Here is a 21445-nt window from a genome sequence, read left to right on the forward strand (position 1 = left end):
AGTGAATGTTAAACTTAAGGACATTGATACTTGGGCTGCCAAGAACATGTCCACAAACTGGGTTACAGAACGAACCAAAATATTCAGAAAAACTATCTGAATTTGGAACCGTTAACTGGACACCCTAGAAAATTGCATAACGTGGATAATCGCATCAAGTATTCGCTGATTGTATCTATTGAAACATCGGAAACTGAAATATACAATGCTGTTGAAGCTGCTATTGCCAATGCCATTGGGGTTCAAGTGGCGCAAGACACATAGCATTTTATTTTTGAACAAGACGGAGAAGAATGGACGGGTCGATGGCTCGTCCTTTTTTTGTGTCTTTGAGTGTGAGGTGCAGGTGGGGACAGGTCTGAAAGATTAAAGAATTAAAGATTAAAAAATTAAAGAATTAAAGAGCCTGCGCAAACTGCAAGCACACCGGTATAGGGTCTTTAATTCTTTAATTTTTTAATTCTTTAATCCTTTTGTTCTTCTATTCGTCCGGTCTCTTTAAGGTTTTACCTTTTAATCTTTAAAGTCTACTTTTTAAAGTTCACTTTTTAAAAGTTTTACTTTTTTAAAGTTCACTTTTTTTTACTTTTTCTTCGCTAGATAATCGATGGCGTAGACTGACCAGCGGGGGACTTTCCGGATGTTTGTGCGGACGGCGGGGATGTCGCATAGAAGGAAGAGGGCGGCTAGGGCCAGGGAAAACCATATGACATATCCGTACACTTGCTTGATCGTCACCATCATCATGGAATGAAGGTAGTCGTGGGCGATGTAACCGCCTATATCAAAGCGGGGAATGTCCAGGCGGGTGAGGGTAAGATGATGACCGTAACTCATCATGTTCTCGTTCATGAAATGAGAGAAGATGGTGGTGTATATGCCATAACCCGCCGCTCCCGCAAAATACATGTGCAGGATGTTGAACACGAACAATCCCATGAAAAACTGTTCAAGACTGGGTACGGACTCGTTTAAGGCCCACATCAATGCCGGGGAAAGGATGGCATAGGCAAAACCACGCAAGAATATGGCGAGCCGGTATTGCTCGATATTGACATTCATGTCGAGCGTGAAGTACATCAACATCGCATAGAACGTAATGCTGATAAAAGCTATGCCGAAGAGTTTCCATATCTTCCATTTCATGACTTTCAGCCAATAGAGATCCAACAGAATGCCGACGTACATGCCGAGAAGTACCCACATATACTGAGACTCCTTAGTCAGCTCCTCCAACCGTATGACTTCACTGTAGAGTATCTCTTCCATCGTGTGTTCAGCACCGAAAGCTAGTTCGGCGAAGAAAGTTACAATGAGAATGGGTACAACATTGCGGCGTGTGAACAGACTGAGTTCGACGTATGGGTAACGGTAGGTATGCAGACGGTAGAGCATGATGCCGAAAAGCATAATGGCAATACCTGTCAGGATGCGTATGCGCAATGAGTCTAACCACATGAGATAGTCGCCATACACCACGATGTATGACAACACCAGCGTCAGCCCGCAGACGACAATGCCTCCCTGGAAGTCCATTCCCTTTAGCGACAGCCGGTGGGGCATGGGACAGAACGGACGGCAGAGGACGACTTGCGTGAGCAGCACAAACGACATGGTGGCTATGGTAAAGACGTGCATCATCTGCCAGCTGAAATGATGGGCGAACCAGGCGGCAAGCCATCCGCTGCCTTCAATGGCCGTGAGCAGGATGATGTGGAGCACGGGGAAGAATACCGCAAAATCACGTCGGGGGGTAATCCACAGCTGGATATTGCTCATACACTCGAACGTGCCTTGTATCTTTGCCATTCCGGCTATGAAACATGCCACTGCGAGTATTGGCATCGACTGACAATACATAGTCAACAGGTTGCACACGCATAGAATGCCGGCTGAACAGCAAAGCAACTGCTGATTGGTGAACCGGAACTTCATGCGGAAGAGCATGGGGAAATAGACAGCCATGCCTGCGAGTGTGGAATAAAGCAGGAAGAGCACGTCTTCAATCATGAGGTTGGTGGTGCCGCGGATGCTGTCCAACGCGCCAAGATAAACACCTCCGCTGAACTGAAAGCAAAGGGCGGTCAGCACGTATATCCAGGGCTGGATGCGACGTGGCACCCATCCTTTCATCATAGGCATGGTGAAGCCGCTGTTTGGTGGCGGACCGCCGGGGCTCTTCATAAAGAATTCTGTAAGTTGTCCCATCTGCCTCTACTCCTTTATGGTACATTCCACATTATAACCACCCTTTAACTTGTCGACATCACCGCTTGCGTCGAGCTTGACGCGCACAGTAACACGCTGCTCCACTTTCACGAAATTGCCGGTGGCATTGTCGATGGGAATGAGTGAGAAGGCACTGCCTGTGGCGTTGGAGATACGTTCCACCGTTCCCGAATATTCCACGTCCGGCACGGCATCGGCAGTAATCTCCACCTTGTCGCCCACCTTGATATGCGGCAGCTGGCTCTCCTTGTAGTTGGCCTCAATCCACCGTTCATTCTTGTCGACAATGCTTACCAATGTCTGTCCCGGATTGACAAGCTGTCCTGCATGAATGTCCTTAGTGCCTACGGTGCCGTCGCAAGTGGCAATGATGTAGCAATAAGAAAGGTTCAGGCGGGCAAGGTCGACAGCCCGGCGTGCCAGTTCTATGCCTTGTTCGGAAGCTGAAAGATGATGTCCCTGTTCGGTTACGACAGCCGACTGCATCTTGCGGGAACGGACCGCCTGCTCGTAGGCAGCCTTGGCGCTTAGATAAGCCGTATGGACCTTGTCGTACTGTTGCGGCGTGACGGCATCCTGGCTGAGCAGGTTTTTGAAACGGCTGTCCTCACGCATGGCATTCTCCATCTGCACACGAGCCGATTCGATGCCCGCTTCTGTAACGGTAATGCTAGTCTTTGTGGTCTGGATGCTGCTTGCCGTACCCCTCGAGCCTTGTTCGGCACGTAGGAGGTCGGACTCGGCCTGAGCCAGTCGCAGACGGAATTCAGCGTCCTCGATGACAACGAGAGTGTCACCCTTCTTTACCTGCTGAAAATCGGTAAAGCGCACCTCGCGTATAAAACCTTGCACACGGCAGTTCTGTGGCACTACATTCTGGCGGACACGGGCATTGTCGGTGTATTCCCCGCTGCCGAAGTGCATGAACTGGCAGAACACATATACAGCTCCGCCCAAAAGACAAATAATGATGAATGCATTAAATAAATAAACGTGTATCTTGTTTTTTTCCATTTTTATAAAGTACTTGTTACGTATTTGAGTTTAAAGAAATTATAAAGCATGGCGATGCGGGCGTTGACCAGAGCCATTTCGGCAGACAGCTTCATATTTGAGGCATCTACCATATCGGTGAGGAGCGCCAGCTCGTTTTGATAGCGGTTTTGCACCACTGCGTAATTCTGGTTGGCAAGTTCCACTTGCTTCTGCTGAGTCTTCACCTCGGTGTAGGAAGTCAACAGGTTGGTGTAGTTAGCCTGTACCCCATTCTCCACCTCCTCATGTGCCAAGGCGAGTGTTTCCTGCGACTGGCGGTAGTCGATACGTGCCTTTCGGATATTGTGTTTGTTTTTCCACAGACTGCCAAGATTGAATTTTACACCTATGCCCACAAACCACACGTTCACATTACAGTCTTTCGGGATGAGGTCTTGCGTGTATGGTCCATACAGCTGGTTTTCCGCCACGACAGCTATCGAAGGCAACGATTCAGCTTTGACCAGCTTCACTTTCTGTTCAGCCAGGTTTGTGGCCACTGTAGCCTGCCGTATGCCAAGGTTGTTGTCGGCTGCAGTCTGCTGCCATGTCTGCTGTGCGGCTATTGCCGAGAGAGCATTTATTTCAGTGTCCAGCTCCATTTTGTCGGGAGCGACAACCGTATGCTCCGGCAAGTGAAGCGTGGTGACCATCTGATGATTGATGATGGTAAAAGCATCGGTGAGCTTTGACAGTGTGAGTTCAAGACTCTGTAACTGATACTCATAGCGGGTGATGTCGTTCTGCAGCACCGTCCCTTCCGCACGTCGTGCTTTCATCTGTTCTATTACCTTCTGCGTCAGTGCGATATTCAGGTTAACCACCTCAATCTGATTATTCAGTTTACAGAGGTCAAGATAATATCCCGTAAGGAGGAAGCGAATCTCTTGACGATTCTTCTCCACGTCGAGTTCCGCCATTTCCTTGCCCAGTTCCGCCATTCTGATGCCCGACCGAATGGCACCTCCGGCATACAACACCTGCGACACCTGGGCCGTAAAGCTGTTTCCCCAGTGTGGAGTGTCCTGTTTGCCGTTAGCCACGGGTACAACCCCCGTTCCCGGCACGATGTAGTCGGTGGTCCCATTAGCCGAAAAGCCCCTTGAGAGCATGAATGCGTTGCCCGTATAACTGCCTTGAAGACTCAAGCCCACATAAGGCAGTAAAGCCGATTTGGCGGCTTCCACCCCTTCGTCGGCAGCCTGCAGTGCCGTCAGGCTCACCCTCACCTTCTGGCTCTGCCGGTCGGCAAGGTCGAAAAGAGTCGAGAGCGTCATTGCCTGTACTGCCCTTTCTTGTGCACATACAGGCACACAAAAAGCCACTCCGGCTATCAGTGAAACAGCCGAAGCAAAATAAGCCATAAATTTGTTCATGAATTAAAAATAGAAATAATATTGTTCATTATTGTTTATCCTTTTACAGTTATCTTTTTCATATTCCCTCGGAAATACTAATAATGAACATAGAGTCCGGACAGAACCGCGCCTGCCACAATGCGCTACTGACGACCACATCAGGGAATCAATAAAGATGAAAGTCGAAATTCGAGCACTATTGATTTAGAAATCCAGTGCAAAATTACTAATATATTCCTAAATGAAGACCTTGTGCTGTACTGATTTAATATAGATTAACATAACGTTGGTTAAAAAGGTAAAAAAGTGAAAGTAAATTTGGTAGTTTCGTTTTAATTTTATACTTTTGCAGCCGCAAAAAACAATTAACCCCCTTGTCGTGGCCTCGGGAAGGACATGAATGGACCGACAAGACGACCGCTTTTGGATAAGGCAGGCATGGTTCATAGGGATATTAATAACATCTTTAAATAATAAAAACAATTATGGCAGAAATGAATTTTGGTGGCGTTATCGAAACTGTAGTCACCAGCAAGGAATTTTCTTTGGAGAAAGCTCACGAAGTATTGAAGAATGAAACAATCGCCGTTATCGGTTACGGTATTCAGGGTCCCGGCCAGGCTTGCAACCTCCGCGACAATGGATTCAATGTAATCGTAGGACAGCGTGCAGGAAAGACCTACGACAAGGCCGTGGCCGACGGATGGGTTCCTGGAAAGACGCTTTTCTCTATTGAAGAGGCTGCTGAGAAGGGTACCATCATCTGTATGCTCCTCTCAGACGCAGGTCAGATTCAGGCTTGGCCAACAATCAAGAAATATCTCACACCGGGCAAGACCCTTTACTACTCTCACGGTTTTGCCATCAACTGGAGCGACCGCACCGGCGTAGTGCCTCCATCAGACATCGACGTTATTATGGTGGCTCCTAAGGGTTCAGGCACCAGCCTCCGCACCATGTTCTGCGAGGGCCGCGGACTCAACTGCTCTTATGCCGTTTACCAGGACGCTTCCGGCAAGGCAGAGGAGAAGACCATCGCCTTCGGTATCGGTATCGGTGCCGGTTATTTGTTCAAGACCACATTCCAGCGCGAGGCCACTTCAGACCTCACCGGCGAGCGCGGTTCGCTGATGGGTGCCATCGAGGGTCTGCTCGAAGCACAGTATGAGGTGCTCCGCGAAAACGGACACTCTCCTTCTGAGGCATTCAACGAGACTGTTGAGGAGCTGACACAGAGCCTTATGCCTCTGTTTGCACAGAAGGGTATGGACTGGATGTACGCCAACTGCTCAACCACAGCACAGCGTGGTGCACTCGACTGGGCTCCCCGTTTCCGCGAGGCCATCAAGCCAGTGATGCAGTGGCTTTACTACTCAGTGAAGACCGGCAACGAGGCACAGATATCTATCGACAGCAACTCAAAGCCCGACTATCGCGACGGACTGAACAAGGAGCTCGAGGCTATGCGCAACATGGAGATGTGGCGTGCCGCAGAGACCGTTCGCAAGTTGCGTCCAGAGAACAGCGAGGACTAATAACTCCCCGTCTTGTTACTACACAAAGAAATACATTTGTTTCTTTAAAGCATATAGTTTTTGGATAATTTATTATATCCCGCATAGTTCGATGAAGAATTGTGCGGGATTCGATTTCCAACTTATCTTTATGTTGACTTTGCATATTTTATCCTTCAATAGGGAAATACTGGTATTATTTTGCCATTTTTTAAATATTTCTTCATTATTTTGAACTTGGTATTATAAAAATGTGTATATTTGCCGCGTAGGAAATATTGTTAAGTTTAAACAGTTAGCAATCCATATACAAAATATTAAACAATTAAAAATACAATGAACCCATTTTTCAAACTTGGCACAATGCTGACGATAGTAGCAGGTGCCGCAATGACCATTAGCTCATGTTCGAGCAATGAGATTGAACCTATGTCGGCCAGCGATTTAGCTCTGGCAAAGTACGAGAAAGCATTCATCGCCCGTTTCGGTCAGCCTGCAAAGGATCAGACATGGGGCTTTGGCACTGTTGACACGAAATCCTTTGGCTTCTCAACAAGAGCCATTTCATCGTCCTACACATTCCCAAGTGACGCAAGCAGTGACAAGTTCCTTGATGATGTGCCAGAGGGGGTAGAAAAGTATGTGTATGGAAAATTATTTAGCTATATTGACGAGAGTTTCTCTGGTCAGAGTATCCAAATTCAGGGTACATGGGTTGATGACCATACAGAACCTGGAACTGTTTACATTAAAGGAAATGTTGATTTGACCAATGGTTATTTTTATGTAGCAGCAAACACAACCATCTATTTAGTTAAAGGTGCGACATTGAAGCTGAAGGCAGATGATGCTAAAAATTTCCAAAATGGTTGCAATTTCTATATTGCTGAAGGTGCAAAGATTGTGACTGATGGTGATTTTATACCTAATAGTTGCAACATCTATAACCATGGAACAATTGAGGCTGCAAATGTCCTTCCCAATGGAAATAGCTTGATATACAACCGTGGTACAATCAAAACAGGTAAAGTTACTCTCAACAATGCAGATACAAAACTTGTTAATGATGGAGATTTATCAGCTTCAGAACTATATACAGCGGGCTCTTCTAAGTTCCAAAACAATGGTACTGCAACAATTAGTGGCAAGACTACTGTTAACAGCAATGATAATATTTGGGTTAACAATGGAAAATATACCACTGCGACTTACACTTATCAGGCAGGAAGCAGCGAGGTGGTAAACAACTGTAGTATGACGGTTACTGGTGAGTTCTACTTCAACCTCGGCGACAATGCTGGTCAAAACTGTTTCCGTATGGATGGTAATGCAAGTTGTGTTGTTGGCTCGTTTAAAGCTGAAGGACCTTTCTATATCTATATGGGTGCAAATGCTCTCTTCAAAGTGGAGGGAACTGCTACACTTGATGCAGCAAAAGCTAACTACGGAATATATGGTCCAACGTCTGGATATGCTGTGTTCCAGGCTAAGGATATTGTAAAAGGCAAAGACAATCAGGGTTACGAAGTAACATACGGCAACAATCTGTATATAGTGGCTGATACACATTTTTCTCAAGGTTATTCTGGTGACTATCCTTACATCGACTTCAAAGGAGGATGTTCTGAAAACAATATATATACAAACGGTAAATTGCCTTCATTTAGCATTGAAAGCAGTGAATGTAATCCGGGATTCACAGGTGAGACTCCTGACCCAACTCCTGAAGCTGACGTGAGAGTGATTGCCGAGGACCTTACTGTAAGTGACGAGGGCAACGACTTCGACTTCAACGATGTTGTGTTTGACATTAAGTTTGACTATCCAGCAGGCAAGACTACCATCATCCTGCGGGCTGCCGGCGGTACACTTCCACTTCAAGTAGGTGGTGTGGAAGTCCATGAAAAGTTTGGTGTTCCAGTGACTACAATGGTTAATACCGGTGGTGTAACAAAGGATCCTGTGCCTTTTGAGCTTAATGGCACATTCGACAAGGATCCTAACAAGATTAAGGTTATGGTTCAGAAAGATGGCAATTGGATAGAGCTCGAAGCTCTTAAGGGCAAGGTGGCAAGTAAGATTTGTGTTGGTGTTGACTACAACTGGTGTTCAGAGCGTCAGGATATCGCGACCAAGTATCCAAGCTTTGCTCAGTGGGTACAGAATACCACACCTACTAATTGGTGGAAATAATATAATATAGGTAAAAAATAGTTTGGGCCGTATATGTGCTGTAAATGCCATATACGGCCCGAATTGTAGATGAATGTGGGAGGGGCGTTTCTGTTTTGAAGATAAAAAGATATGCAGAATAGATGGATATTGTGTTAAAAGTATTAATTTATTTTAAAAATAGGGGCTGATAGTAAGCAGGTTACGATATTTTTCGTATTTTTGCAGAAATAATAAACATGCAAATAAAAATCAAAAATAAATAATACATAAAGAGATATGAACAAAATTATCACCCAAGGATTGGCAGCCGCAGCAATAATAGCCGGCATGACCAGCTGTAGCCACCAAATGGAGACATGGACGGAGGCTCAGATAGATCAGGCAAATTATGAATATGCCTTTGTAAAGCGTTTCGGAGAGCCCTCGCCTACACAGACATGGGGTTTTGGCACTGTTGACACGAAATCCTTTGGCTTCTCAACAAGAGCCATTACATCGTCCTACACATTCCCAAGTGACGCAAGCAGTGACAAGTTCCTTGATGATGTGCCAGAGGGGGTAGAAAAGTATGTGTATGGAAAATTATTTAGCTATATTGACGAGAGTTTCTCTGGTCAGAGTATCCAAATTCAGGGTACATGGGTTGATGACCATACAGAACCTGGAACTGTTTACATTAAAGGAAATGTTGATTTGACCAATGGTTATTTTTATGTAGCAGCAAACACAACCATCTATTTAGTTAAAGGTGCGACATTGAAGCTGAAGGCAGATGATGCTAAAAATTTCCAAAATGGTTGCAATTTCTATATTGCTGAAGGTGCAAAGATTGTGACTGATGGTGATTTTATACCTAATAGTTGCAACATCTATAACCATGGAACAATTGAGGCTGCAAATGTCCTTCCCAATGGAAATAGCTTGATATACAACCGTGGTACAATCAAAACAGGTAAAGTTACTCTCAACAATGCAGATACAAAACTTGTTAATGATGGAGATTTATCAGCTTCAGAACTATATACAGCGGGCTCTTCTAAGTTCCAAAACAATGGTACTGCAACAATTAGTGGCAAGACTACTGTTAACAGCAATGATAATATTTGGGTTAACAATGGAAAATATACCACTGCGACTTACACTTATCAGGCAGGAAGCAGCGAGGTGGTAAACAACTGTAGTATGACGGTTACTGGTGAGTTCTACTTCAACCTCGGCGACAATGCTGGTCAAAACTGTTTCCGTATGGATGGTAATGCAAGTTGTGTTGTTGGCTCGTTTAAAGCTGAAGGACCTTTCTATATCTATATGGGTGCAAATGCTCTCTTCAAAGTGGAGGGAACTGCTACACTTGATGCAGCAAAAGCTAACTACGGAATATATGGTCCAACGTCTGGATATGCTGTGTTCCAGGCTAAGGATATTGTAAAAGGCAAAGACAATCAGGGTTACGAAGTAACATACGGCAACAATCTGTATATAGTGGCTGATACACATTTTTCTCAAGGTTATTCTGGTGACTATCCTTACATCGACTTCAAAGGAGGATGTTCTGAAAACAATATATATACAAACGGTAAATTGCCTTCATTTAGCATTGAAAGCAGTGAATGTAATCCGGGATTCACAGGTGAGACTCCTGACCCAACTCCTGAACCAAATATCCGAGTTATCGCAGAAGACTTGACAGTGGACGAGAAGGGTGACTTCGACTTCAACGACGTTGTGTTCGACGTGATTCTGAACCATCCAGAGGGCAAGACCACCATCATTCTGCAGGCAGCCGGAGGTACTCTGCCGCTGACAGTTGGTGGACAAGAAGTACACCATGAGTTTGGAGTGGACACTAACGTAATGGTGAACACGAAAAACAATAGCGTGGAAAGAAATCCTGTGAAATTCGTGCTCGACATACAATATTCGAATGCCAACGCCATACCGGTGCGCGTACAGAAGAACGGCTCATGGCTGGATCTTGAGGCTAAGCGTGGACGAGTGCCAAGCAAGATTGGTGTGAAGCCAACTTACAATTGGTGTGACGAGAGAGTAGATATAGAAACACAATATCCTGACTTCGGAAAGTGGGTACAGGACGAAAAAATAGAATGGTATTGAAAATTGAATATTGAATATTGAATATTGAAAAAAAAATTGCTGCGCTATAGAGATATGGCGCAGCAATTTTTTTTGAGGGTGGAGGGTAGAAAACTTACCTGATGAATAGTAGTTCACGATATTTCGGGAGTGTCCATAAGCCGTCTTCTACAATCATTTCGAGACTGTCTATCTCGTGGCGTATGGACTCCATCTTCGGTTCCACGGTGTCGTGATAGCTGATGGCACGGGAGTGGATGTCGTCGATGCGGTTGGCGATGCGTCGTGCAGAGGTGAGATCCTCCACGAGAGCCTCTATGCGTTCGGTGCGCTCGGCTATCTCCTCGATGAGCTTCAGGTTTCGGGCACTGAGGCGGTCGGCCTTGACAGGGTCGAAGATGGCCTTCATCGACTGCACGTTGCGTATGAGCTGGCTTTGGTAGTGGGTAGACACAGGTATGATATGGTTCATGGAAAGGTCGCCGAGCACTCGTGCCTCTATCTGCACCTTCTTCACGTAAGTCTCCCATTTCACCTCGTTGCGAGCCTCCAGTTCCTTTCTGTTCATCACCTTAGTAGACTCAAACATGTCTATGCTCTGGCTGTCGAGATACCGCTCAAACACCACAGGGCACGACGACTCGGTGTCGAGACCTCTTCGGCTTGCTTCCTCCACCCATTCCTCGCTGTAGCCATTGCCGTCGAAGCGTATAGGCTTGCAAGTCTTGATGTCGTCGCGCAGCACGTCGATGATTGCGCTCATCTTGTCTTCTCCCTTTTCGCACAGCCTGTCTACACGCTGGCGGAAACTGTTGAGGGCTTCAGCCACGGCAGCGTTGAGCGAGATCATGGCAGAGGCACTGTTAGCCTCGGAACCAATGGCGCGGAACTCGAAGCGGTTGCCGGTGAAGGCGAAAGGAGAGGTGCGGTTGCGGTCGGTGTTGTCGATTATGAGTTCCGGAATCTGCGGAATGTCAAGTTCCATGCCCTGTTTACCCTTAAGGTTGAACAGCTCGTCTTTGTCGGCCTTCTCAATATGGTCGAGCAGTTCGCTGAGCTGCTTGCCCAGGAATGACGAGATGATGGCAGGAGGAGCCTCGTTGCCGCCGAGACGGTGGGCGTTGGTGGCACTCATGATAGAAGCCTTGAGCAGTCCGTTGTGGCGGTATACTGCCATGAGAGTCTCCACGATGAAGGTCACGAAGCGCAGGTTTTCCTCCGGTGACTTTCCGGGGGCGTGTAGCAGAGTGCCGTTGTCGGCAAGCAGGCTCCAGTTGTTGTGTTTTCCCGAACCATTGATGCCGTCGAAAGGCTTTTCGTGCAGCAGCACGCGGAACCCATGTTTCCTTGCCACCTTTTTCATGAGCGACATGAGCAGCATGTTATGGTCGACAGCGAGGTTACACTCCTCGTAGATAGGAGCCAGCTCAAACTGGTTTGGAGCCACCTCGTTGTGGCGGGTCTTGCATGGTATGCCCAGTTCGAGAGCCTGTATCTCGAGGTCTTTCATGAAGGCCTGTACGCGGTCGGGAATGGTACCGAAGTAGTGGTCGTCCATCTGTTGGTTTTTCGCGCTCTCGTGTCCCATGAGAGTACGTCCAGTGAGCATGAGGTCAGGTCGGGCAGAGTAGAGTCCCTCGTCTACGAGGAAGTATTCCTGTTCCCATCCGAGGTTGCAAGTCACCTTTTTCACTTCAGGATAGAAGAGTTGGCAGACGCTTGTAGCCGCCTTGTCCACGGCATGCAGTGCTCGCAGCAGCGGAGCCTTGTAGTCGAGAGCCTCGCCGGTGTATGCAATGAATATGGTGGGAATACATAGTGTGTCGTCGATGATGAACACAGGCGACGTAGGGTCCCATGCCGAGTATCCACGTGCCTCGAATGTGTTTCTTATACCGCCGTTAGGGAACGACGAAGCGTCTGGTTCCTGCTGGACAAGCAGCTTGCCGCTGAATTTCTCCACCATGCCCCCCTTGCCGTCGTGTTCCACGAATGCGTCGTGCTTTTCGGCAGTGCCTTCGGTGAGAGGCTGAAACCAGTGAGTGTAGTGAGTCACTCCCATTTCCATTGCCCATTGTTTCATGCCCTCAGCCACTGCGTCGGCAATGGACCGGTCGAGACGTGTGCCATGGTCGATGACGTCGATGAGTCGCTCGTAGACGTCGGCAGGCAGGTACTTGTACATTTTTTGTCGTGTGAAGACGTATTTGGCGAAGTATTCCGATGGTCTTTCCTTCGGTGCCGCCACTTCCACTGCTTTCTTTTTGAAAGCCTCTTCCACGACTCTGAATCTTAAGTTTTCTGACATATATTCTTTTTTGTTGTTTGAAGTTTTTAATTCCTCCTGAACCTCTTCGTGATTTCTCCGTAGTCGTCTATGCGGCGGTCGCGCAGGAACGGCCACCAGCGTCTTACCTGTTCGCTGTGGGCGATGTCGATCTCGATAACGATGCTCTCCTCTTCGGTGTCTGACGCCTCGTAGAGAATTTCACCTTGAGGTCCAGCCACGAAGGAAGTGCCCCAGAACTGTATGCCTCGAGTGCGTCCGGAGGGGTCTGGCTCGTGTCCTACGCGGTTAACAGCCACCACAGGCAGTCCGTTAGCCACTGCATGTCCACGCTGTACAGTCTGCCATGCCCTTCGCTGTCGCTGCTGTTCCTCAGGAGTGTCTGAAGTCTCGTAGCCGATGGCAGTGGGATAGATGAGCAGGTCGGCACCGTCGAGAGCCATGAGACGAGCAGCCTCGGGATACCACTGGTCCCAGCACACCATCACTCCGAGTCGTCCCACGCTGGTGTTGATGGTGTGGAAACCGAGGTCGCCGGGAGTGAAATAGAATTTCTCATAGTATGCCGGGTCGTCGGGGATATGCATCTTCCGGTATTTTCCCGCAATGCTACCGTCGCGTTCTATCACCACGGCAGTGTTGTGGTAAAGACCAGCCGCCCGTCGTTCGAACAGCGACATAACGATTACGACTCCACACTGTCTTGCTATTTCGCCGAACATGTTTGTCGACGGTCCTGGTATAGGTTCCGCCAGGTCGAAGTTGTCGGTGTTTTCTTCTTGGCAGAAGTACAGTGTGTTGTGCAGTTCTTGCAGTACTACTAGTTCCGCCCCGCGTCGAGCGAGGTCAGCCACACCTTCCGCGAGTCTTAGAATGTTTCTTTTTTTATCAGCTGTATTATGTAGCTGAAGGAATCCGATTTTCATATTAAATGAAGAATGTTTTTAAATGAAGAATGAAGAGTGAAGAATGAAGAATGTTTTTAACTCAACTTTCTGAAGTGATAATTCCCAATGTATAAGGGGTTTATTTAAACCACAGAGATAAAGAGGAAAAGAGATTTTTGTTTATATAGAGTAGGTCGCAAGCGACGGAGAACACAGAGCCTTCGGGCAGATGAAATCATGCGCAGCCCTCTATGATCTCTAAATGCCTTGGCATTCAGTCTCTTTCCTAATATAAATACTCTTAATCTCTTAAACTCTGTGGTTCAAAATTACTTCCGAAACTTGAGTTTTTAAATGAAGAATGTCTATGTCTTTTTTATTTCCTTCGGAAATTGCATTGTGCAGCAGTGGAGGGAGCCGTGCTGGACGATGACGCTTTGGCAGTCGATGCCAATGATGTCGCGGTCGGGGAAGGCGTCGGAGATGGTTTGGGCGGCTTCGTCGTCGAGGTCGGGCTGTCCGTAGGTAGGGTAGAGCACGGCATCGTTGATTACTAGGAAGTTGGCGTAGGTGGCAGGCAGACGCTCGCCGTCGCGATAGATGGGTCGGGGCATGGGCAGACGTAGCAGTCGGTAGCAGCGTCCAGTCCTGGTGGTGAAGGTGCGCAGCTGCTCCTCCATCTTCTTCAGTTCCGCATACTGCGGGTCGTTTTCGTCGTCGCAGCCCACATATAGCAGTGTGTCGGCTGGAGCTATACGCACGAGAGTGTCGATGTGTCCGTCGGTGTCGTCGCCAATGAGGTTGCCGTAGTCAATCCATTGTATTCGTTTGGCATGCAGTCGTTGTAGCAGTGTCTGTTCTATCTCGTCTTGTGTCATGGGCTGGTTGCGTCCAGGTGCGAGCAGGCATCCCGATGTAGTGAATATGGTTCCGTCGCCGTCGCTTTCTATCGAACCGCCCTCAAGCACGAAGTCGTTGCAGTCACGGTAGTTGCCCCGTATAATACCCTTTTTGTGAAGTTGCCTGTTGATGAGGTTGTCTTTTTCCGCCTCAAACTTCCCTCCCCAGCCGTTGAACTTGAAGTCGAGCAGTTCCGTTTGTCCGTCACCGGTGAGAGAGATGAATCCGTGGTCTCGAGCCCAAGTGTCGTCAGAGTCAATCTTCACAATCCTGAGGTTTTCGTAAGCCTTTTCGCCCAGTTCCCTTTTCTTGAACTCATCTTCGATGATAGCCCTCACCTCGTCTGGATGAGGAGTGACAACGATGAGTTTTTCTCTTTTTGCTATTTCCACTGCCATCTCGACGTATGTCTTTGTGATGTCGTCGAGAGTGTCTTTCCAGTCGGTGTCGGCATGAGGCCATGTCAGTTGCACCGCCTTTTGTCTTTCCCATTCGGCTGGCAGTCGTAGTTTGTCGGACAAATTGTCGGACGAGATGGTGTTTATTTCCATATAAGGTTGTAATGTTTTGTTGTTTGTCAATTGGTTTGCCATTTGTTCCGCCTCAGCCCTTGCAGGTTTTCCGGTGGCTGTGAATGGCAGTCGGGTTACGGCGAGGAAGTGTCGAGGCACCCAGTGTCGAGGCAGAGTCTTTCGGCAAGTCTCTTCCAGTAAGGAAGCCGTCGAGCTGTCACCCTCATACAGCATAGTGACTGCCTGTCCGAGCCGTCTGTCGGCAGTTTTTGTAATGAGGAAAGGCACGCTGACGAAGTCTTTCAGTTTAGCCTCCACCTCTTCGATATGAATTTTCAGGCCACCGCTGCATACGACGTTGTCTTTTCTGCCAACGATTTGAAACCTGCGTCCGTCGGAGTCGATTACAGCGATGTCGTTTGTAGTGAGTCGCTGTGGACACACCTCTGGTGCATCGATCACGAGGCATCCCTCGTGGTTGAGACAGATGCTAACGTTGTCGAACGGAGTATACCAAGAAGAGGCATCAGGGCCGTTAATTCTCCTGAGCGCGATATGAGAGAGAGTTTCCGTCATGCCATAGGTACTCCATACGGCATGTGGAAACTCTTTTAGTTTGTTTTCAAGCGATGTGTCGATGGCACCTCCACCGATGATGAGGTGCCTGATATGTTTGAGGATGTCCGTCTCGTGGGTTGTGGAGAGCGAGTTATAGACCTGTAGTGGAACCATTGCCGCGAAGTCGGGAGCCTTGTCGATGTTTTTCAGGGGATGGCTTGACGGTGGCACATTGATGAGCTTCAGCCCGCAGGTCAGAGCCCTGACCACCATCATCTTACCCGCAATGAAGTCGAGTGGCATGCACAAGAGAGCCGTGTCTCCCTCTCGAAGATGGAGGAAACGGCAAGTGTTTTGTGCGGAAGCCATCATTCGCGACTTCTCCACACGGATGGTTTTGGGAAGTCCCGTTGATCCGCTTGTTTTCACCTCGATGGTGGGCGATGTCGAGTTCCAGTCGTTTATGAAATCCTCAATGTTCATTTCTCCATAATTGTTCACCTCTGACTTCCAAAGGCATAGGAATATTGTCGGTGAAGAGTTGTCCGGTGCCGAGTCCCTGTGGCATGATGTCAGAAGAGCCGTAGATGTCGGCAGCGAGCTGAGCGACGGCATTAAGCCCCACGTTGCTTTCCAGAGCGCTTGTTATCCATGAGCGTATGCCCTGTTGTCTTGCGATGTCCACCCATTCCCTCACGCCTTTCATACCGCCGTGGAGAGAAGGTTTGAGCACGATATAAGCCGGTTTGATGATGTTGAGCACGTGGGCTTTCATTTCCGGTATGTTGATGCCTATGAGTTCCTCGTCGAGTGCGATGGGCAGAGGCGATTCGCGGCAGAGCTCAGCCATATATCCCCATTGGTTTTGTTTGATGGGTTGTTCGATGGAGTGGATGGCATACTGCGACAGCAGTTCCAGTTTATATAGAGCCTCCTCAAAGCAGAAGGCGCCGTTGGCATCCACTCTGAGTTCCACCTCCGAGCGTGAGAAGCGTTCGCGAATGCGTTTCACCATGTCGAGTTCCTTATCAAACTCAATGGCCCCAATTTTCAGTTTTATGCAGTGGAAGCCCTGTTGCAGTTTTTCCTCTATTCGTTTGAGCATAGTGTCGTAGTCGCCCATCCATATCAGTCCGTTGATGGTGATTCCCTTTCGTCCCCGGCTGAAGTCGTTGTCGAAAAGGATGTCGCTTCCGTTCTGTAGGTTGAGCAATGCCGTTTCGAGTCCGAAGAGCATGGAAGGGTAGGGGCGCATCATCGGATAATTGATAGAGCCCTCCTGTTCGAAGCGGTCGCACACGGCCCTTAGAGTCTTTTCGTAGTCGGGCAGGTCGTCGCAACTAAGATCAGGCAGAGGAGCACACTCGCCTATGCCCTTTTGTCCGGGGAGGTTGTCGTCAGTCATTTCCAGCATCCATGACTTTCGCTCGGTGTAGATGCCACGCGAAGTGCCAGCCGGATGCTGGAAATGGAATGTTCTTTGATAAATATTTATGTGATACATATTATTTTTCTGCAGCCAGACGCTCCTTAATGGCTTTGCTTTCAGCCTCGTAGCCAGGTTTGTCGAGCAGTGCGAACATATTTTTCTTGTATGCCTCTACGCCAGGCTGGTTGAATGGGTTTACACCGAGCACGTTGCCGCTGATGCCGCATCCAATCTCGAAGAAGTAGATGAGTTGTCCGAGGTAGTACTCGTTGAGTTCAGGCACGCTGATGCGGATGTTAGGCACACCACCGTCGACGTGAGCCAGTCGAGTACCGAGTTCAGCCATTTTGTTTACATCGTCGACACGCTTACCAGCGAGGAAGTTCAGTCCGTCGAGGTTTTCCTCATCTTCAGGGAAGAGCATTTTCTTGTTAGGCTGTTCGATGCTGATGACAGTCTCGAAGATGGTGCGTTCGCCTTCCTGAATCCACTGTCCCATGGAGTGTAGGTCGGTAGTGAAGTCGCAAGAAGCAGGGAAGATACCCTTTCCGTCCTTACCCTCGCTTTCGCCGTAGAGCTGCTTCCACCATTCGCTCATGAAGTGGAGTTTAGGCTGGTAGTTGACCATGATTTCGATTTTCTTTCCAGCCTGTGCGTATAGTCCGTTACGAACGGCAGCATACTGGGCTGCAATATTTTCAGCGAAAGGCACATCCACTCCGCAAGCCTTCTCCATGTCTTGTGCACCAGCCACGAGTTTCTCGATGTCGAAACCAGCGCAAGCTATAGGCAGCAGTCCTACTGGAGTGAGCACAGAGAAGCGTCCACCCACGTTGTCGGGAATGATGAAAGAGGTGTATCCTTCCTTGTCGGCGCAAGTGCGTGCAGCACCCTTCTTTGCGTCTGTGATAGCCACGATCACCTTCTTAGCCTCTTCCTTTCCACGCTGAGCCTCGCACTGCTTTTTGAGCAGGCGGAAGGTGAGAGCAGTCTCGGTGGTGGTACCAGACTTAGAGATATTGATAACGCCGAAACGCTTGTCTTTCAGGTATTCTGTCATCTCAGCGAGATAGTCCTCGCCGATATTGTTGCCTGCAAAGAGGATAGTAGGGTTAGTCTTGTCGCCAATGAGCCAAGCGAACGAGTTGCCGAGAGCCTCAATGACGGCACGAGCACCGAGATAGCTACCTCCGATGCCCGCAACAACCACAACGTCGCAGTTTTGGCGTAGCACTTCAGCGCAGTCTTTCAGTTGCTTGATGAAATCAGCGGAAATAGATGAAGGCAGATGCAGCCAGCCAAGAAAATCGTTACCTGGGCATGTGCCGTTTTCAAGGGCCTCCTGAGCGGCCTTTACCTGAGGCTCGTATGCCTCTACTGCTCCAGCTTCAAGAAACTGAGCAGCCTTTGTGATGTCAAGTGTTATATTTTTCATAATTCCATTGAATTAATTAAACCGTTTTTTTTTAAAAGGAGTTAAGGAGTTAAGGACTCTACTTCTTCCTTCTATCTGAACGAGTCCGTCAGCAGTTTTATTTCGATCTGCGGGCTAATCCGTTCGTAGAGAATGTTGTATACGGCGTCGAGGATGGGCATGTTGACATGTAGGTGACGATTGATCTCCTTCATGCACTTAGTGCCGAAAAAACCTTCGGCAATCATCTCCATCTCGATTTGTGCACTCTTCACCGAGTATCCTTTTCCAATCATGGATCCGAATGTACGGTTGCGTGAAAAGTTGCTGTATCCTGTTACGAGCAAGTCGCCGAGATACACCGAGTCGTATACACTACGCTCGATGGGGTTGATGGCAGTGAGGAAACGAGACATTTCCTGCACGGCGTTTGACATGAGCACCGCCTGGAAGTTGTCGCCGAACTTCAGTCCGCTGCAGATGCCAGCAGCAATGGCATAAACGTTTTTGAGCACCGAGGCATACTCGATGCCGATGACGTCGCTGCTGGTTTTCGTCTTTATATACTCGCTGTTGAGCACATCGGCAAAAGCCTGCGCCTTCTCACGGTCGGAGCATCCCACGGTGAGGTATGAGAGACGTTCGAGAGCCACCTCCTCAGCATGCGACGGACCACCGAGGCATGCAAGATTCTCGTAAGGCACGTCGTACACCTGATGGAAGAACTCCGAGCACACGAGGTTTTCGTCGGGCACAATACCCTTTATGGCAGTGATGACAAACTTGTCCTTTATGCGCGTCTTGAGTTTTTTCAGGTGGTTTTTGATGTAAGGCGAAGGAGTGACGAAAACCAATGTGTCGTATTGTTCCACGATGTAGTTGATATCGCTTGAGAAAGCGATCTCGTCTACATTGAAGTGAACGCTGGTGAGGTAGGCAGGGTTGTGGCTCAGTCTCCTGAATTCCTCGATGCGGTCGTCCCTTCGCATATACCAGCCTATGTGGTGAGTATGTCCCACCACAATTTTCGCAATGGCCGTAGCCCAGCTTCCTCCTCCGATGATAGCTATTTTGCCGCAATCGAACATTTTTTACCTTATTTATTCGCTTCCTCAATCCAAGCCGCAAACTCTTCCACTTTCGGATTGTCGTATCCGAGTTTGAACTTCTTGTTTACTCCGCAAACGTCTTGTTGCAGTTTCTGTGCCTTCACATCGCGAATGTCGCTGACGAGATAATATCCCGCCTTGTTGAACACAGGAACCCATTTTTCTTCCACACCAATCTCACCCCATTCGGCAACAGAGCTTCTTGGAGCCTTCTTCTCAGGTTTCATCTGCGGGAAGAAAAGCACTTCCTGGATATAGGTCTTGCCGGTCATGAGCATTACGAGACGGTCGATGCCGATGCCGATGCCACTGGTAGGAGGCATGCCATACTGAAGGGCACGCAGGAAGTCTTGGTCGATGATCATAGCCTCGTCGTCGCCCTTGTCGGCAAGTTTCATCTGGTCGATGAAACGCTCTTCCTGGTCGATGGGGTCGTTGAGCTCAGAGTAGGCGTTGGCAAGTTCCTTACCATTAACCATGAGTTCGAAGCGCTCGGTGAGACCTGGCTTAGAGCGGTGCATCTTTGTTAGCGGCGACATTTCCACGGGATAGTCGGTGATGAAGGTAGGCTGAATGAATGTGCCCTCGCAGAACTCGCCGAAGAGTTCGTCGATGAGTTTTCCCTTGCCCATAGTGTCGTCGATGTCCATTCCCTTTTCCTTACAGAACGCGCGAATCTCGTCTTCGCTCTTTCCGTTGCAGTCGAATCCCGTCTTTTCCTTGATGGCGTCGAGTATCGGCAGACGACGGTAAGGAGCCTTGAAGCTGATGACCTGTCCGTCGATTTCACGCTCAGGCTTGCCGTTGACAGCAATACAAACCGTCTCAAGCAGCTTTTCGGTGAATGCCATCATCCAGTTGTAGTCCTTATATTGCACGTAGAGCTCCATACATGTGAACTCCGGGTTGTGGTTGCGGTCCATACCCTCATTACGGAAGTTCTTACCAATTTCGTATACACCCTCAAAGCCACCCACGATGAGACGTTTGAGATAAAGCTCAGTGGCTATGCGCATGTACATGTCGACATTGAGTGCATTGAAATGAGTGATGAACGGTCGTGCCGAAGCGCCACCGGCAATGCTCTGAAGGGTAGGGGTCTCCACTTCAGTATAGCCAGCTTCGTCGAGCACTCGGCGAATGGTGCGCAGCACGGTTGCACGCTGCAGGAATGTATCTTTCACGCCATCGTTTACCACGAGGTCAACATATCTCTGTCTGTATCGGAGTTCCGGATCCTCAAACTTGTCGTAAGCCACTCCGTCCTTGTATTTCACGATAGGCAGCGGCTTGAGGCTTTTCGAGAGCAGAGACAGCTCTTGGGCATGAACCGACACCTCACCGGTTTGAGTACGGAAGACAAATCCCTTTATACCAATGAAGTCTCCGATGTCAAGCAGTCGTTTGAACACCTTATTATATAAGTCCTTGTCATCGTCGGGGCAGATATCGTCGCGCGTGATGTATACCTGAATGCGTCCCTTTGAGTCTTGCAGCTCGACAAAGCTAGCTTTACCCATGACGCGTCGGCTCATCATTCTTCCAGCGATACAAACCTGTCTCGGCTCGTCGTCATCGTTGAAGTTTTCCTTAATGTCAGCCGAAAACGCGTTTGTAGGGTATTCGGCGGCTGGGTATGGGTCGATGCCCATTTCTCGCAGTTCCTGCAGACTCTGGCGTCTGCCAATTTCCTGTTCGCTAAGTTCTAAAACGTTCATATTAAATAACTGTATATATATATACTATTCCATTTTGTGCTGCAAATTTACAAAATAAATTCGAAAAGAGCCTCATTTTTTCATTTATTTCTCGTTTTTCGTTGTGCAAATGGTCCTAAAATGGTTAAAAACTGCTAAACTTGGCATATAGATAGCCATTTTTGTTGGATGTTTATCATATTTTTACTACTTTTGTACTTGCTACCAAATAAAACGAAATCGAAAC

14 protein-coding genes and 1 pseudogene are annotated in these 21445 nt (G+C 48.3%); 4 read left to right on the plus strand and 11 right to left on the minus strand.

Annotated features, from left to right (window positions below; genetic code table 11):
* Positions 1-141 precede the first annotated feature (141 nt).
* Positions 142-264 (plus strand): hypothetical protein, encoded by a 123-nt coding sequence (locus CIK98_RS18855; protein WP_256387746.1) that lies wholly within the window; start codon positions 142-144, stop codon positions 262-264.
* A 318-nt stretch (positions 265-582) separates the two neighbouring features.
* Here the strand turns inward: CIK98_RS18855 and CIK98_RS00650 are convergent, their stop codons facing one another.
* Genes CIK98_RS00650 through CIK98_RS00660 form a run of 3 tightly spaced genes read right to left on the minus strand, consistent with a single transcriptional unit; the run spans position 583 to position 4628 of the window.
* Entirely contained in the window at positions 583-2208 is a 1626-nt protein-coding gene (locus CIK98_RS00650) for a hypothetical protein (protein ID WP_094382372.1), read from the minus strand.
* Between the two features lie 6 nt (positions 2209-2214).
* The gene (locus CIK98_RS00655; RefSeq protein WP_094382373.1) at positions 2215-3243 is read right to left on the minus strand and encodes an HlyD family secretion protein; all 1029 of its coding nucleotides are present in this window, start codon (positions 3241-3243) and stop codon (positions 2215-2217) included.
* A gap of 2 nt (positions 3244-3245) precedes the next feature.
* Positions 3246-4628, minus strand: a complete 1383-nt coding sequence (locus CIK98_RS00660; protein ID WP_253249596.1) for a TolC family protein — start codon at positions 4626-4628, stop codon at positions 3246-3248.
* Positions 4629-5107: 479 nt separating this feature from the next.
* Between CIK98_RS00660 and ilvC the strand changes: the two genes are divergently transcribed.
* From ilvC to CIK98_RS00675, 3 genes are all read left to right on the plus strand, one after another.
* On the plus strand, positions 5108-6157 hold the full coding sequence (gene ilvC / locus CIK98_RS00665; RefSeq protein ID WP_094382375.1) for a ketol-acid reductoisomerase: 1050 nt from the start codon (positions 5108-5110) through the stop codon (positions 6155-6157).
* 315 nt (positions 6158-6472) lie between these two features.
* A complete protein-coding gene (locus tag CIK98_RS00670) occupies positions 6473-8329 on the plus strand; it encodes a hypothetical protein (protein WP_094382376.1) in 1857 nt (618 codons plus the stop codon).
* A 258-nt stretch (positions 8330-8587) separates the two neighbouring features.
* Positions 8588-10426 carry a hypothetical protein gene (locus CIK98_RS00675; protein ID WP_094382377.1) on the plus strand — a complete coding sequence of 613 codons (1839 nt, stop codon included), beginning with the start codon at positions 8588-8590 and terminating at the stop codon, positions 10424-10426.
* A gap of 94 nt (positions 10427-10520) precedes the next feature.
* Here the strand turns inward: CIK98_RS00675 and CIK98_RS00680 are convergent, their stop codons facing one another.
* The 8 genes and pseudogenes from CIK98_RS00680 to lysS all read right to left on the minus strand — a co-directional run bounded on the left by CIK98_RS00680 (position 10521) and on the right by lysS (position 21219).
* Positions 10521-12713: a glutamine synthetase III gene (locus tag CIK98_RS00680; RefSeq protein WP_094382378.1), complete on the minus strand. Its 2193-nt coding sequence runs from the start codon at positions 12711-12713 to the stop codon at positions 10521-10523.
* Between the two features lie 26 nt (positions 12714-12739).
* Complete coding sequence (locus tag CIK98_RS00685; RefSeq protein WP_094382379.1) at positions 12740-13618, minus strand: carbon-nitrogen hydrolase; 879 nt, start codon at positions 13616-13618, stop codon at positions 12740-12742.
* 326 nt (positions 13619-13944) lie between these two features.
* Positions 13945-15030 (minus strand): agmatine deiminase family protein, encoded by a 1086-nt coding sequence (locus CIK98_RS17825; RefSeq protein ID WP_253249597.1) that lies wholly within the window; start codon positions 15028-15030, stop codon positions 13945-13947.
* Between the two features lie 546 nt (positions 15031-15576).
* Positions 15577-16032 (minus strand): annotated as a pseudogene (locus CIK98_RS18585) (AMP-binding protein); the annotation flags it as partial.
* Positions 16022-17053 carry an o-succinylbenzoate synthase gene (gene menC, locus CIK98_RS00695; RefSeq protein ID WP_094382381.1) on the minus strand — a complete coding sequence of 344 codons (1032 nt, stop codon included), beginning with the start codon at positions 17051-17053 and terminating at the stop codon, positions 16022-16024. The gene menC and the pseudogene CIK98_RS18585, both read right to left, overlap by 11 nt.
* A gap of 1 nt (position 17054) precedes the next feature.
* Entirely contained in the window at positions 17055-18413 is a 1359-nt protein-coding gene (locus tag CIK98_RS00700) for a glucose-6-phosphate isomerase (RefSeq protein WP_094382382.1), read from the minus strand.
* A gap of 71 nt (positions 18414-18484) precedes the next feature.
* Positions 18485-19480, minus strand: coding sequence for an NAD(P)H-dependent glycerol-3-phosphate dehydrogenase (locus CIK98_RS00705; RefSeq protein WP_094382383.1), 996 nt, complete (start codon positions 19478-19480; stop codon positions 18485-18487).
* Between the two features lie 8 nt (positions 19481-19488).
* Positions 19489-21219, minus strand: coding sequence for a lysine--tRNA ligase (gene lysS / locus CIK98_RS00710; RefSeq protein WP_094382384.1), 1731 nt, complete (start codon positions 21217-21219; stop codon positions 19489-19491).
* Between the last annotated feature and the right edge of the window lie 226 nt (positions 21220-21445).

It is taken from the genome of Prevotella sp. P2-180 (assembly GCF_002251435.1).
Lineage (GTDB): Bacteria > Bacteroidota > Bacteroidia > Bacteroidales > Bacteroidaceae > Prevotella.